At 40.5% G+C, this 13,237-nt stretch carries 14 protein-coding genes and 1 riboswitch; of the genes, 2 read left to right on the top strand and 12 right to left on the bottom strand.

Translation table 11 applies throughout. From position 1 onward, the window contains the following. Positions 1–11 precede the first annotated feature (11 nt). The 9 genes from DYC50_RS01695 to ltnD form a co-directional block, all read right to left on the bottom strand. The gene (locus DYC50_RS01695; RefSeq protein WP_115248750.1) at positions 12–1,355 is read right to left on the bottom strand and encodes a carboxylesterase family protein; all 1,344 of its coding nucleotides are present in this window, start codon (positions 1,353–1,355) and stop codon (positions 12–14) included. Positions 1,356–1,413: 58 nt separating this feature from the next. Continuing rightward, a complete protein-coding gene (locus DYC50_RS01690) occupies positions 1,414–2,880 on the bottom strand; it encodes a GntT/GntP/DsdX family permease (RefSeq protein WP_115248749.1) in 1,467 nt (488 codons plus the stop codon). 9 nt (positions 2,881–2,889) lie between these two features. Beyond that, positions 2,890–3,837: a D-erythronate dehydrogenase gene (gene denD / locus DYC50_RS01685; RefSeq protein WP_115248748.1), complete on the bottom strand. Its 948-nt coding sequence runs from the start codon at positions 3,835–3,837 to the stop codon at positions 2,890–2,892. A 52-nt stretch (positions 3,838–3,889) separates the two neighbouring features. Then, positions 3,890–4,609 carry an MIP/aquaporin family protein gene (locus tag DYC50_RS01680; RefSeq protein WP_115248747.1) on the bottom strand — a complete coding sequence of 240 codons (720 nt, stop codon included), beginning with the start codon at positions 4,607–4,609 and terminating at the stop codon, positions 3,890–3,892. Positions 4,610–4,665: 56 nt separating this feature from the next. Further along, a complete protein-coding gene (locus DYC50_RS01675; RefSeq protein ID WP_115248746.1) occupies positions 4,666–5,352 on the bottom strand; it encodes a cyclase family protein in 687 nt (228 codons plus the stop codon). 66 nt (positions 5,353–5,418) lie between these two features. Then, positions 5,419–6,201, bottom strand: coding sequence for a 2-oxo-tetronate isomerase (otnI, locus tag DYC50_RS01670; protein WP_115248745.1), 783 nt, complete (start codon positions 6,199–6,201; stop codon positions 5,419–5,421). 2 nt (positions 6,202–6,203) lie between these two features. Next, positions 6,204–6,836, bottom strand: a complete 633-nt coding sequence (gene otnC / locus DYC50_RS01665) for a 3-oxo-tetronate 4-phosphate decarboxylase (RefSeq protein WP_115248744.1) — start codon at positions 6,834–6,836, stop codon at positions 6,204–6,206. Beyond that, on the bottom strand, positions 6,833–8,074 hold the full coding sequence (gene otnK, locus DYC50_RS01660) for a 3-oxo-tetronate kinase (protein ID WP_115248743.1): 1,242 nt from the start codon (positions 8,072–8,074) through the stop codon (positions 6,833–6,835). Before otnK ends, otnC begins: the two co-directional genes overlap by 4 nt. Position 8,075: 1 nt before the next feature. Next, positions 8,076–8,984: an L-threonate dehydrogenase gene (ltnD, locus tag DYC50_RS01655; RefSeq protein ID WP_115248742.1), complete on the bottom strand. Its 909-nt coding sequence runs from the start codon at positions 8,982–8,984 to the stop codon at positions 8,076–8,078. A gap of 172 nt (positions 8,985–9,156) precedes the next feature. On the opposite strand from ltnD, the gene DYC50_RS01650 reads away from it, so the two are divergent. After that, complete coding sequence (locus DYC50_RS01650) at positions 9,157–9,915, top strand: DeoR/GlpR family DNA-binding transcription regulator (RefSeq protein WP_115248741.1); 759 nt, start codon at positions 9,157–9,159, stop codon at positions 9,913–9,915. Positions 9,916–9,920: 5 nt separating this feature from the next. On the opposite strand, the gene DYC50_RS01645 is transcribed toward DYC50_RS01650, so the two are convergent. The 3 genes from DYC50_RS01645 to ubiK form a co-directional block, all read right to left on the bottom strand. Then, complete coding sequence (locus DYC50_RS01645) at positions 9,921–10,604, bottom strand: metallophosphoesterase family protein (RefSeq protein WP_115248740.1); 684 nt, start codon at positions 10,602–10,604, stop codon at positions 9,921–9,923. An 8-nt stretch (positions 10,605–10,612) separates the two neighbouring features. Next, entirely contained in the window at positions 10,613–11,884 is a 1,272-nt protein-coding gene (gene nadR / locus DYC50_RS01640; protein WP_115248739.1) for a multifunctional transcriptional regulator/nicotinamide-nucleotide adenylyltransferase/ribosylnicotinamide kinase NadR, read from the bottom strand. A 79-nt stretch (positions 11,885–11,963) separates the two neighbouring features. After that, positions 11,964–12,227, bottom strand: coding sequence for a ubiquinone biosynthesis accessory factor UbiK (gene ubiK / locus DYC50_RS01635; RefSeq protein WP_115248738.1), 264 nt, complete (start codon positions 12,225–12,227; stop codon positions 11,964–11,966). 96 nt (positions 12,228–12,323) lie between these two features. After that, a riboswitch (FMN riboswitch) is annotated at positions 12,324–12,468 on the top strand. Between the two features lie 114 nt (positions 12,469–12,582). Between ubiK and ribB the strand changes: the two genes are divergently transcribed. Further along, positions 12,583–13,224, top strand: a complete 642-nt coding sequence (gene ribB / locus DYC50_RS01630) for a 3,4-dihydroxy-2-butanone-4-phosphate synthase (protein ID WP_115248737.1) — start codon at positions 12,583–12,585, stop codon at positions 13,222–13,224. The last annotated feature ends 13 nt before the right edge of the window (positions 13,225–13,237 follow it).

Below are 13,237 nucleotides of genomic sequence, written 5' to 3'. Positions count from 1 at the left end.
TATTTATTCCTCTATGGTTTAATGATTCTACGTTGTGCTAATAGCCAATGAATAATCTCAGGGCTATTAAAAACAGCATCCCAAGTGTTATGTGGATTTGCATTAACAATGCCGTTATCGCCGGCTTGCTGCATCGTAAATTCGGTATATTTCACATTTGTCGCATTGAGTTTGTCGTGCAAAATATGGTAGTTAATTCTTGAACCATTCACAGGGGAAACCTTGTCTTCTTTGCTATGAAAAAACCAAATATTTTCATTTTTAAGCATAGATAGATTGGTCTCGCTTGCATTACCATCTATCCATTCTAATGTGTTCGCTTCCCGTCCACTCATTAATAAAGCTCCGGCAAAAAAGTGCGGTCGTTTTTGCAAAAGTTTTAATGCGCCTTCTGCGCCACGCGATAACCCAATTAAATAAATTCGTGAGGGATCAATTTGTGGTTCATTTTTTACGGTGTGATCGATCATTTTAAGAACTAGATCAAGACGATTATTGGTTTGCCAATGAATACCATCTTGTGGTGCAAAAGGATCAAATACCGTTTGATATTGTGGTGCAAGTACAAATCCTGCTTCATAAGCTAAGGTTGCAATCGCCCCTTTGCTAGACAATAAATGCGCAAGATTGTCTTTCCCAACTTGCCCTGAACCGTGTAAGAATAGGGTGAGTGGATAAGTTTGATTGGCGTTAAGTTGTGGGCGATAAAAGCGATAAGCTAATTGGTTTTCAGCAGGATTTCCTTTTACCGTTTTGGCAACAAATTCATCTAGATAAAGGGTATGAATCGTTGTTTGCGTGGATGATTGTTTAATACTTGTTTTATCTAAGGTTTTGCCATTCGTTAATTTAAGCAAGCCCGTTTGTTCAACCTGATAAATTAATCGATCATTGTAATACTCAGGCACTTTTGCACGTTGAATTTTTTCTACTAAAACAATCTCGCCGTTTTTATCTTTTGCCTTAAATGTCATTGGTTGTGTATTTTCTTCACGCAAATTATAAGGAATGGCGTTTTTATCTTGCGTATCTAACTCAATGATGACAAATTTCCCAGCGTTTGCTTGATGAGATTTTTGCGCTTGATTATTCACATAGGCTTTTAAAACAGTTCGAGAAATCGGTGCTTGTTGCTCTAATTGAGTTTGCACTTGATACAGCTGGCGTAAGTTTGATCCCGATAAAATATTGTCTTCATACTCTAAAGCAATACCACTAATTTTTTGTCCTTGCTCGGTAATTTCGCCAATCAACGTCATCTTTATGGGGCTATTTGGTGCTTGGGGCTGATCATTGGCATTAGCGATATTTAGCAAGCATAAAAAACTACAAAATAAAAGACCGCACTTTTTCATATTTCCTCCATTAGAAAAATTCCGTGTATTGAAAACAACACACGGAATTTATTTAAGGTTAAAGTTGTTTATTTTGTCGGTTTACATAAAGTAAGATTCCGCCAAGCACACCTAAAGGTAAAATTAAGTCAAATAACGAACCGTCATTGCCCCAAATTAAGTTAGCGACAATCACCATAGAACCACCAATTGCCCAAGCGATCGTGGTTGGAACAGACCAAACAATCATTTGTTTTTTCACATCGCTAATGCCCATCATACGGTTTACTACCCAGAATAAACTGTCATTGAAATAACCGAAGAAAAGTGATCCCATTGTGGCAGCTTGAGCAGCGAGTAACATATTCACGCCAGGGATTTGCGCTAAAATAGGGGCGGAAATGGAGGCTGCCGTAATCATTGCTACCGTGCCAGAACCTTGAATAAAGCGAACAAGAGTGGAAACGATAAATGGAATTAAAATTGGTGAAATGGGTAAAGATGCCACTTGTTTAGCAAGTTCTGCCCCCGCACCACTCTCACGCAATACCGCACCTAATGCACCACCTGCACCAGTTACTAATAAAATAATCCCTGCAGTTTTCACCCCTTCTTCTAAATGAAGTGCGGTAGTATTTCTGTCCACTTTTGGCAATAACGCATAAACAGAAATCAGTACACTAATAGCTAAAGCAATGATGGGGTGGCCAAGGAAAATAAAGGCTTGATAAACCACATTGTGTGATAAATCAGGATTCCCTTTCGCGATTAAATCTAAAATTGCTTTGATAAAAATTAACACGATTGGCAATAAAATTGGCAGCAAAGAAAGCCCTAAACTTGGTAGATTTTTCTTTTCGCGACTTTCAATGTAATCATCATATTTTTGTTTCAATTCTTCTTGAGTGAAGACTTGTTGATTAAAGTCAGGGTATTTTTTATCGAGCCATTTTGCATAGAGAACAATACCAATCACAGGAAAGGCTGCCATCGACATTCCTACTAATAACATCGCACCAATATCTACATTAAATAATCCCGCAACCCCTAATGGCCCTGGTGTTGGCGGCACGGTATGGTGTGTAACGACTAAACCACCCGCAAGTGCAACGCCAAGTGTTAATAGCGAGCGTTTACCATTTTTTGCAAGTGCTTTGGCAACGGGATACAAAATCACAAAGGCGGAATCCACAAAAATCGGGATACTGACGATATAGCCCGTAATGGCTAATGCCCATTCTTCCTTTTTCTTGCCGAGCATTTTAATAAAACTGTACGCCATTTTTTCGGCAGCGCCTGACACTTCAAGGATACTTCCCATCATAACGCCTAGACCGATAACAATCCCGATTCCCCCTAAGGTGCCACCAAAGCCTTTAGAGATCGCACCTAAGGTTTCTTGCGCGCTCATTCCACCAATCAACCCTGCAATGGAGGAAGCAATGAGCATTGCAATAAATGCGTGAACACGCGTCTTTAAAACTAAATAAACCAGTACAAAAACAGCAATGATTAAGCCAATAATTGGCGTAGGTAAACCAAACATATTGCCCCCTTACATATCATATTGAATAAATTGTTGAATCACGGATTTAAAATCTTCATCCGCTTTGAAACCTAATGCCAAGGCTTTATGGTTATCAATTTGGGCAGGCCAACTAGCGACAATGTCATTGATTTGCGGATCGAATTGGAATTTGACGTGCTGTAAAATGTCGCGTCCTTTTATTTCTGCAAGATCGGCTAACATTTCTTTCACTGAAACGCTAAATCCTGGCAAATTCACAATATGCCAACTACGCGCTGGTAATTTGGCTAATTGCAAGCAATGAATGAAGTTGTTTACTACGGTATTTGGGCTAGAAAGCCATAAACCGAGATCTTCTGATACAGGGCAAATACTGTCTTCACCGTGTAAAGGTTCACGCATAATGCTACTGACAAATGAAGATGCGGCTTTATTTGGTTTGCCTGGGCGAATACAAATGGTTGGTAAACGTACCACCAAACCATCAACAAAGCCTTTACGGCTGTAATCATTAATCAACAGCTCACACATTGCTTTTTGTGAACCATAAGTAGATTGTGGTGTTACCGCTGTGCTGTCTGTAATCACAGGGGGGAGCTCACCGCCAAACACCGCTAAAGAACTGGAGAAAATAAAGCGAATATTCGGATTGGTTCTGCGACAGGCTTCTAATAAATGACGTGTGGCGAGAAAATTAATCTCATAGCCTAAATCAGGATCTTGCTCTGCGTGGCTACTCACAATCGCAGCTAAATGGAAAATGGCAGTGGTTTGCTCGGTGATGATGTCCTCTAAGCCCTGTGGCTGGCGTAAATCCATTTCTACGCAACGCACCCTTGGATCGTTGTTTGGCGCAACGGGTTTTACCACATCAATCAGCACGAGTTCTTCAATCGGAAGTGCGGTCTGTTTGAGTAATGTTTTTGCTAAACGTTGTCCAAGGAATCCTTGTCCACCTGTGATGACAATGTTCATTATGATCTCCTTTTCTATGAGAAGTGGATAAATGTAAAATGAAGTTTATGAATTAAGATACAAATAAAGCTCGATATAACAATGCTGCTAAACAAGCCCCAATAATTGGCCCAACAATAGGTACCCAAGCATATTCAAAGCGAGAGTGGCCTTTATTTTTAATTGGCATAATGTGATGGACTAATCGCGGCATAAAATCTCGAGCGGGATTAATGGCATAGCCAGTTAATCCACCAAAAGACATCACCCCACCAGCAACAGCGGCAAAGACAAAAAACATCGCCATACCATTAGCAGGAATTTGATGCCCTAATGCGAATAAAATGAACAGCAAAGAGAAAGTGGCAACAGTTTCAGAAAGACAGTTACGCCAGTTGTTTTGATTAGATGCAATGGTTGCGAAAACACCTAATTTACTATTTTGGTTATCTTCTTCATCTAAATGATCTTTGAATAATAGCCAAATTATTAGCGCACCAATAAATGCACCGATTAACTGTGCAATAATATATCCAGCAACTAAATGAGCGGGAAAACGCCCAACAGCCCAAAAACCAATTGTTACCGCAGGATTAACATGAGCGCCCGTGAGTGGGCCGAAAATAACTGCAATAGAAACCATTGCAAGCCCCCAACCACAAGCAGCGACAATACCGCCACTACCATACATTCCAGATTTTTTTAAGGAAATATTGGCACACACGCCCAATCCTAATACCATAAAAAAGGCTGTACCGACCAATTCTCCAAGGTAAAGGTTAAGATTTTCCATAACCATCTCCTTTTGCTAAAAAAATAGATGCACATTTCAGCGCACCTATTCACAGATTATTCAAGCTCAACAATGCAAGTTACTTGGCTAGAATCTAACCCTACAATACGCAATGGCGCGTTGAAAAATTGCACAATATTGGCATTGCGCGGTAATTCTGCGAGATGCATATCTTCAATAACAGTAGTAAAACGACCTGTGTGATAACCTAAAATAGCTTGATGACAATGTTTTGGATTTTCACTGTCTGGTACGCGTGATGATGGAGAGCCTAAAGCAAGGAAATCAATGCCAACCCCTTTTAAATTTGGAAAGTTATCTGAGAGATATTTTCCTGCACTGGTCGCAATATAAGGACCTTCATTTTGGTAAAGTGCGGGGTTTTCTGTACGATATTTTTCAAAACCTGTGCGTAAAAAGGCAAAAGACACTTGCGATAAAATCTCAGCGTAAGGCATTAAATCTTCTTTCGTGATCCCTTCTGCTTCTCCTTTTGGTATTTCAATGAGAGCCACTTTTTTATGGCAAAAATAATCTATTGGTAGTTCATTAATACTCAATCCATCTTTGACAAAATGGCGTGGTGCATCCATATGGGTGCCACAATGATTGGGTATTTCACTAATAAAACTACTAAATGGGCAATCTTCAGTAACATCCGTACATCTGGTTACTTTCACAACAGGTTCACCGGGCCAAGCAACGTCTTTCGGATCTAAAGGGTGAGATAGAAACATAAACATAATGATTCTCCTTGTTCATCAACGTGGATAAGGGCTTGCTAGAAATTTACCCTAGCAAGCAATGTACTATGCCTTTTTGTAAGGCTCGAACCAATCTAATCCTTCTTCGGTTTTCGCTCTTGGTTTGTATTCACAACCAACATAACCCTCATAACCCATCTCATCTAATTTATTGAAAATATATTGATAGTTAATTTCCCCTTCATCGGGTTCGTGGCGATCAGGAACGGAAGCTATTTGGATATGAGCAAATTTGCCAGCAAGTTTGTCCGTTAAGCAGGATAAATTGCCATCAACATTTTGTGCATGGAAATAATCTAACTGTACAAACACGTTATCACGATCAACTAACTCAACGATTTCTAACGTATCGTATTGGCTTTTAAGCAAATAATTCGGTTTCACTTCAGGACTAAGGGCTTCAAGTAATACCTTGATGCCGTGAGGTTTAAATTTTTCTGCGGCATAACGGACATTTTCAATAAATGTCGCTTTGTAAGCTTCACGATCAGCACCTTCAGGAACAACTGCCGCCATCACGTGAACATTTGGGCAATTTAGAGCAAGGGCATATTCCAATGCTAAATCAATATCACGGCGTGCATCATCTTCTCGTCCGGGAATGGCGGCAACGCCCCATTCACCTTGACTCACATCGCCTGCTTGCGTGTTAAATAGCACTTGTTTCAAGCCAAATTGATCTAAACGTTGTTTTAATTCTGTGGTGGAATAATCATAAGGCCAAAGATATTCCACATAACGAAATCCCGCCTTAGCCGCTGCTTCAAAGCGATCTAAAAATGGAACTTCGTTAAACATCATTGTGAGATTAGCTGCAAATTTAGGCATAATTATTTCCCCCTGTTTTCTAAATCTTTTACTTCTGCATCTGTGAGATAACGGATATTTTGTTCTTTTAAGATAAAGAACAATTTGGCAGTTTCTTCTAATTCTTCCGTGTTATCCACCGCATCAACCAAGCTTGTTCCCGTAACAACAACACCGTGATTAGCGAGCAAAAAGGCTTTGCCTGATAAAGCACGTTCCCCTAATTCACGAGCAATATTGACATCACCGGGGCGATAGTAAGGAATCACCGGAAGTTGACCGACTCGCATCACATAGTAAGGGGTAAAAGCACGCATTGCGTTGTCTGGATTTAAGCCTTCTAAACAAGAAAGTGCGGTTAAATAAGTAGAATGAAGATGAACCACCGCATTGCATTGCGGATTATTTTGATATAGCGCCAAATGAAAAACATATTCTTTAGAGGGTTTATCCCCTGCAAGCCAGTTGCCTTGCATATCCACCACAGATAATTTTTCTGCTACAAGCCGTCCTAAAGATGAACCTGTTGGCGTCACTAAAATCCGATTTTCATCTAAACGAACAGATAAATTTCCTGCTCCACCAACGCTGTAGCCACGTTCATAAAATGAGCGAGCAAGGTTCACCATTTCAATTTTTTGTTCTAGTTCTGTCATACAGCCATTCCTTGTGCAAACTCAAAGAAATCTACTTTGCCGAAATTGCCCGATTTCAAGGCAAGATAAATCGGTTCTTCCACCGCTTTTAACCAAGGCACACCCGGCGCAATTTGTTTACCAATATGGAAACCGCTAAAACCAAGTTGCTGTACCACAATGCTAGATGTTTCACCGCCAGCCGTAATGAAATTGGTTACGCCTGCGTTTTTCAATTTTTCCGCTAAACGCGCAAAGGTTTGTTCAATAGCCTGACTGGCGCGTTCTGCACCAAATTCATTTTGAATAGCTTTAAGTTTTTCAGGGGGAACGGTGGCATAAATCATTGGTGCTAATGGTGAATCCAAATTTTCCATCGTCCATTGATATAGCTTGTCTGCATAATCAGGGTGATTAATGGCTTGTTCCACATCAAGGAATAAGTGTGGTGCTTTTTTCTGATAATTTTCTACTTGTTGATTGGTCATTACCGAACAAGAGCCTGACAACACGACAGTTTTTCCTTTTGTTGGGGTAAACGCATTGTCTCCTTTTTTACCACCACTTAAACGCGCAGCCATATAAGCCGCAAGTCCAGAACCGCCTGTTACCAATTTGAAGTCAGCCACGGCATCAGCTAAAACTGCAAGCTGTTGGTTATCAACGGCATCCACCACGGCATAACGGCAGCCTTGTTGTTTTAATGCGGCGAAACGCGCCTTAACTTGTTCACTACCCTGAATGACGTCAGCATAAGCGACTAAGCCAGTTTTTCCTTCTGCTTGAGAATCCATTAAACGGAGCAAATTGGCATCTTTCATTGGCGTAATTGGGTGGTTGCGCATTCCAGATTCATTAAGTAGCACATCGCCCACAAACAAATAGCCATTAAAAATCGTTCTACCATTAATCGGTAATGCCGGCGTGATCACCGTGAAATCATCATTTAACGCCTTTAATAACGCATCTGTAACAGGCCCAATATTGCCTTTTTCTGTGCTATCAAAGGTGGAACAATATTTAAAATAAAACTGTGAACAGCCATTTTGCTTTAACCAATCTAACGCTTGTAAAGATTGTTGAACGGCCTCATTTGCTGGATTTGAACGGGATTTCAAACTAATGACAATGGCATCAACGCTATCTTGTAAGGGCTGTGTTGGTACACCATTCATTTGAACAGTGCGAAGCCCATTTTCTACAAGGAAACTAGCAATATCACTTGCACCAGTAAAATCATCTGCAATTACACCTAGCATTTTAATTTCCCTCCTTTTTTGGTAGCTCGATACCACTAAAAATTTTAATCACTGCGCTATCATCTTCTTTTCCATAGCCAGCGTTGCTTGCTTCTGTAAACATTGAATAAGCCGTGCTTGCCAAGTGCAGTGGGAAATGGAGCGATTTTGCCGTGTCATTCACTAAGCCTAAATCTTTAACAAAAATATCAACCATTGAAAGTGGCGAGTAGTCCCCTTCGACAACGTGTTTCATTCGGTTTTCAAACATCCAAGAATTACCTGCAGCATTGGTCACAACGTCATACATCAAATCAAGCGGAATACCTGCTTTAGCCGCTAACGCCATTGCTTCAGCACCTGCGGCAATATGTACACCAGCCAAGAGTTGGTGAATGATTTTCACTGTTGCACCTAAACCAATTTCTTCTCCGATGTTATAAACCTTACCTGCAACGGCAGTTAATACAGGCTGTAATTTCTCAAAAGCTTGTTTTGAACCTGATGCCATTACTGTCATTTCTCCTGCCGCTGCTTTTGCAGCACCACCAGAAACAGGTGCATCTAGCATAAGCAAACCTAACGCTGTTAATTTTTGTGAAATTTCTTTCGCATCTTGTGCAGAAATTGTGGAAGAAACCATTACTGCTGTACCTGGTTTTAAATGCTGTGCTAAACCATTTTCGCCAAACAACACCGCCTTAACTTGCGCGGCATTGACTACCAATAACACCACTGCATCTAATTCTTGTGCAAAATCTACCGCACTTTTTCCAACGGCTTTTGCCCCGTGATCTTTTAGGGTTTGTAGTGCAACTGGGTTGAGATCAACGCCATAGGTATCTAAGCCAGCATTTACGCAAGATTTTGCAGCGCCCATACCCATTGCGCCTAAGCCAATAACGGCAACTGAATAATTTTTCATACCCATTCTCCTTTGTAATAATGATTAAGATGTAACTCATTTTATCTATTTTGAAATAAAAAACTGCGATAAAGATCACAATATTTAACATTTATTGTGAAATATTGTTAATTTTTAAGATGGGATTTTTCCGTGAAAGACTTTATAATAGAGAAAATTAATCCTTTCGGAGTATGTGATGATTCCTGCAGAGCGACAAAAACAGCTACTTAATCTTATTCGGCAGCATAATATTATTAGTATCACTCAGTTAGTCGAAGTGCTTGGCGTATCTCATATGACAATCCGCCGAGATATTCAAAAATTAGAACAAGAAGGGCGTGTAGTTTCTGTTTCTGGTGGTGTGAAATTATTAGAGCATTTATCAGACGAACTTACCCATAACGCAAAATCTTTGTTATCCACATTACAAAAAGAAAATATCGGTATTTGTGCCGCACAATCTATTCCGCAAAATACAACCGTTTATTTAGATGCTGGTACCACAACTCTTGAAATCGCCCATCGAATTGCAGATAGAGAAGATCTCTTGGTGGTAACCAATGATTTTATTATTGCAGATTTTCTAATGAAAAATGGACAATGCGAATTAGTACATTGTGGCGGAACAGTAAATAAATCTAATTATTCTTCAGTGGGGGAGCTAGCTGCTCAACTCTTAAGACAACTTGCTATTGATATTGCCTTTATTTCCACATCTTCTTGGAATTTAAAAGGGCTTACTACACCTGATGAAAATAAGCTGCCTGTGAAACGTGCTATTTTGCAATCTAGCCAAAGAAAAGTTTTGGTTTCAGATTCGTCTAAATACGGAAAAAGCGCAACGTTTCATATTTGTGCGCTAGATGAATTTGATCGAATTATTTCCGATCAGGACTTATTAGATAATGCGCAAGTCGCCATTCGAGAAATGAAGATTGATCTAACTTTAGTGTAATAAAATTAACGATCATCAATATTCTTCAACAAATAATTCCCTTGTTCATCGCATAGGCTGCGGAAGCCTACGTTGGTGATTTTGAGTTTGGGATCACGGTTAATCTGGGAATAATCAAAGTTTTCGTGGTGGTGGCCGTGGAAAATGTGCGTTGCGCCCATTTTTTTTGCCAGTTTGTTGAACACGGCAAAGCCAAGAGGGTGTGGTCTTGGTGCTTCGTGGGAGATGAGGATATCCGCTTGTAGATTTTCTAGTTGTTCAAAGTCAGAAGGAAAAATTGAGGTGCGGTGGCGCAATGGCAAACCACCGCGCCAGATTTTCTCTTGTGGGCAATATTGGCAATAATGGATTGGGTCGAAAAAAACAGGTTTATTGGGTGGCATCCAAATTTGTCCGCGGAATACGCCACCTAATCCAGCAATGCGTTTGCCTTGAATGGTTTGTACGCGTCCGTGTAGGTTTCGGCTTTTCCATTCTGTTCCCCAAATGGCTTCAAAGGCGGCAACGGTTTTGCTGTCGTGATTGCCGTGAATAAACCAGAGATCGCAATATTGCGCCAATTTATCCAATTCTTCTGTGGTGGTGAGTTGTAAATCCCCGAGTATGACAAGGGCGATACCCTCTTGTTCTTGCACAAAAGGGTAAAGATGGTCGTATCTTCCGTGTGGGTCGCCTGCAAATAAGATCATAGGGGCTGTTATTCCTCAAAAATGGATTTATCGTTGTTTAGTTCGGGAAGCTCTTCTTCATTGAGAATTTTTTCTACAATGGATTTCACCTTATTATAACGCTCTAAATAGCTTGGTGATTCAATTTCAATATAAGGCACGTTATATTTATCCAATAATTTTTTCAATAATTGTTGGAAACGTTGGCGCTGTTTGTGGCTACCAAGGCTACGCAAGCCGTCATCCACCCATTTGGTGTTGTTGTTCAATAAAATCGTAATATCGAACGGATATTCTTTGATCATTGAATCCAAAAACGGGTGCGCTTTGCCTTCATATTGAATACAAAATGCTTGCGTGGTGATGAAGTCCGTATCCACAATCGCGACTTTATGGGCGTGGCGCACGGCGTAATCAATATAACGTTGATGACCTAGCGCCATTTGTGGGTAATCGGAATATTGCATCGCCTGCTCATCACCCCCTAATTTTTCAAACACAAACTCACGCCCATATTCCCATGCTGATGTGGTGTTGAATACGGTGGCAAGTTTATTAACTAGCACGGTTTTTCCGCTGCTTTCGCCGCCTAAAATGGCAATGGTTTTGGCGAAAAATGGACGCACTTCTTTCGGGATAAATTTCCAATAATGGAAAGGCGTATTACGAATTTTAGTGGCTGAAACGTTAAAGAATTGACGCTGTGGATCAACCAATTCCACTTGTAAATTCAAATATTCTTCGTAAGGTGCTTTGTCTTGCGGTTCGCTACTAAATACTACGCTAGGATTAACTTGCTTTTCTTCAAAAAGCTGTTTAACCCGTTCTGCCCACGCAGGCCAGCCGTTTGGATAGCTCGGCAAGCCGTCTTCCACTAAATGATGAATGAAAATTTGGTTTTTCTGATATTTAAAAATTTGTTGCATCCAACGCAGGCGATCTTGCACCGTTGGCATACGCTTCATTTTGCTGTCATAAAATAATTTCAGATCGCGCTCTGTATCGCTACACACCACAACGTGGACTTCATCTACCTTACTGAACGCTTCATAAATCATATTAATATGCCCAGTATGCACAGGGTAAAACTTGCCAAAAATCACCCCCACTTTTTTATCTTGTAGATCTGTGATTTGTAGCACTTTATGTAAGGCAGACAACTTGGTCGCACTTGGATTTTTGATTTTGCCACTCACCAGCTGATTAAAATAAGCGCGGGTAATGTTGGCTTGCTCACAAACCTCATTTACTTTTAGATTTAACTGCTTGCGTTTTTGTTGTAGATAGGCGAAAGCGGACATCTTGAAATTCCTTATATTGCCAAATTTATTCAGAAAAAAGACCGCACTTTTCGTTTAATAAGCAAAGTGCGGTGAGATTTTAGCGCGTTTCTTGCCCTTGATTTTGCGCTTGCAACAGGGCATCAACACGCTTTTCTAGCTCGCTCAGTTTCTCACGAGTACGCATTAAAACTTGGGTTTGCACATCAAATTCTTCACGGGTTACAACGTCTAATTTGGCCAATTGAGCTTGCAAAACTTGCTTAAATTTTGCTTCTGCATCTTTACCAAGCTCTTTCATTCCTTGCGGTAAAGAATTTTGCACTTGTTGTATAATTTGCTCTATTTTTTGTGGATTTAGCATAAAGACCTCACATTATTGCGTCAATGTGGCATATTGTATGCAATATCGGCGCAAAGAAAAACATTTTTTCTCTATTTAGATTGCGTTATACTATGCAAGCATTCTCAGGGCAGGGCGAAATTCCCTACCGGTGGTAAGTGCGCACGCATAAGCCCACGAGCGTTTACTTGCAAAAGTAAAGTCAGCAGATTTGGTGAAAGTCCAAAGCCGACAGTTAAAGTCTGGATGAAAGAGAATAAACAGATTTACCTTAGGTAAAATCTGCCTTTGTTATTGGATTTTCTTATCTAATGAAAAGCCTTTCCTCATCAGCCCTGATTCAAGTATCCATTAATTTTTTAACAGGTTTTTTACTATGAATCAGTCAATTTTATCCGCATTTGGCACGCCACAAGAGCGTGTTGAAAAAGCCATTGAAGCTTTCAAACAAGGCAATGGCGTACTCGTTTTAGACGATGAAGATCGCGAAAATGAAGGGGATTTAATTTTCCCAGCGCAAACCATTGAACCAGCGCAAATGGCAAAACTTATTCGTTACGGCAGCGGCATTGTTTGCTTATGTTTAAGCGATGAAATTTGCCAACAGCTTGATTTGCCGCCAATGGTACAAAATAACACCAGCGTTAATAAAACCGCATTTACTGTAACCATTGAAGCGGCAGAAGGCGTATCCACAGGCGTTTCTGCAGCAGATCGTGTAACCACTATTAAAGCTGCTGTTGCAGATAATGCGAAACCGCAAGATTTACACCGCCCAGGGCATATCTTCCCATTAAGAGCAGCAGAGGGTGGCGTGTTAAAACGCCGTGGACATACCGAAGCCTCCGTAGATCTTGCCGTGCTTGCAGGCTACAAACCCGCTGCGGTAATTTGTGAAATCACCAATGATGACGGCACAATGGCACGCACTCCCGAAATCATTAAATTCGCGAAAGAATTTGGTTATCCTGTGATGACGATTGAAGATTTAGTGCAGTATCGTTTAGCACAGAAATAACAAGGAAAAAGAA

Origin of the sequence: Avibacterium avium (assembly GCF_900454535.1) — a bacterium.
Lineage (GTDB): Bacteria > Pseudomonadota > Gammaproteobacteria > Enterobacterales > Pasteurellaceae > Avibacterium > Avibacterium avium.
This window is presented reverse-complemented; position numbering and strand designations above follow the sequence as displayed.

What these genes read in the sequence shown, in the direction of transcription:
- DYC50_RS01695 (WP_115248750.1), bottom strand. Translation starts at nt 1,355, where the DNA reads ATGAAAAAGTGCGGTCTTTTATTTTGTAGTTTTTTATGCTTGCTAAAT.
- DYC50_RS01690 (WP_115248749.1), bottom strand. Translation starts at nt 2,880, where the DNA reads ATGTTTGGTTTACCTACGCCAATTATTGGCTTAATCATTGCTGTTTTT.
- denD (WP_115248748.1), bottom strand. Translation starts at nt 3,837, where the DNA reads ATGAACATTGTCATCACAGGTGGACAAGGATTCCTTGGACAACGTTTA.
- DYC50_RS01680 (WP_115248747.1), bottom strand. Translation starts at nt 4,609, where the DNA reads ATGGAAAATCTTAACCTTTACCTTGGAGAATTGGTCGGTACAGCCTTT.
- DYC50_RS01675 (WP_115248746.1), bottom strand. Translation starts at nt 5,352, where the DNA reads ATGTTTATGTTTCTATCTCACCCTTTAGATCCGAAAGACGTTGCTTGG.
- otnI (WP_115248745.1), bottom strand. Translation starts at nt 6,201, where the DNA reads ATGCCTAAATTTGCAGCTAATCTCACAATGATGTTTAACGAAGTTCCA.
- otnC (WP_115248744.1), bottom strand. Translation starts at nt 6,836, where the DNA reads ATGACAGAACTAGAACAAAAAATTGAAATGGTGAACCTTGCTCGCTCA.
- otnK (WP_115248743.1), bottom strand. Translation starts at nt 8,074, where the DNA reads ATGCTAGGTGTAATTGCAGATGATTTTACTGGTGCAAGTGATATTGCT.
- ltnD (WP_115248742.1), bottom strand. Translation starts at nt 8,984, where the DNA reads ATGGGTATGAAAAATTATTCAGTTGCCGTTATTGGCTTAGGCGCAATG.
- DYC50_RS01650 (WP_115248741.1), top strand. Translation starts at nt 9,157, where the DNA reads ATGATTCCTGCAGAGCGACAAAAACAGCTACTTAATCTTATTCGGCAG.
- DYC50_RS01645 (WP_115248740.1), bottom strand. Translation starts at nt 10,604, where the DNA reads ATGATCTTATTTGCAGGCGACCCACACGGAAGATACGACCATCTTTAC.
- nadR (WP_115248739.1), bottom strand. Translation starts at nt 11,884, where the DNA reads ATGTCCGCTTTCGCCTATCTACAACAAAAACGCAAGCAGTTAAATCTA.
- ubiK (WP_115248738.1), bottom strand. Translation starts at nt 12,227, where the DNA reads ATGCTAAATCCACAAAAAATAGAGCAAATTATACAACAAGTGCAAAAT.
- ribB (WP_115248737.1), top strand. Translation starts at nt 12,583, where the DNA reads ATGAATCAGTCAATTTTATCCGCATTTGGCACGCCACAAGAGCGTGTT.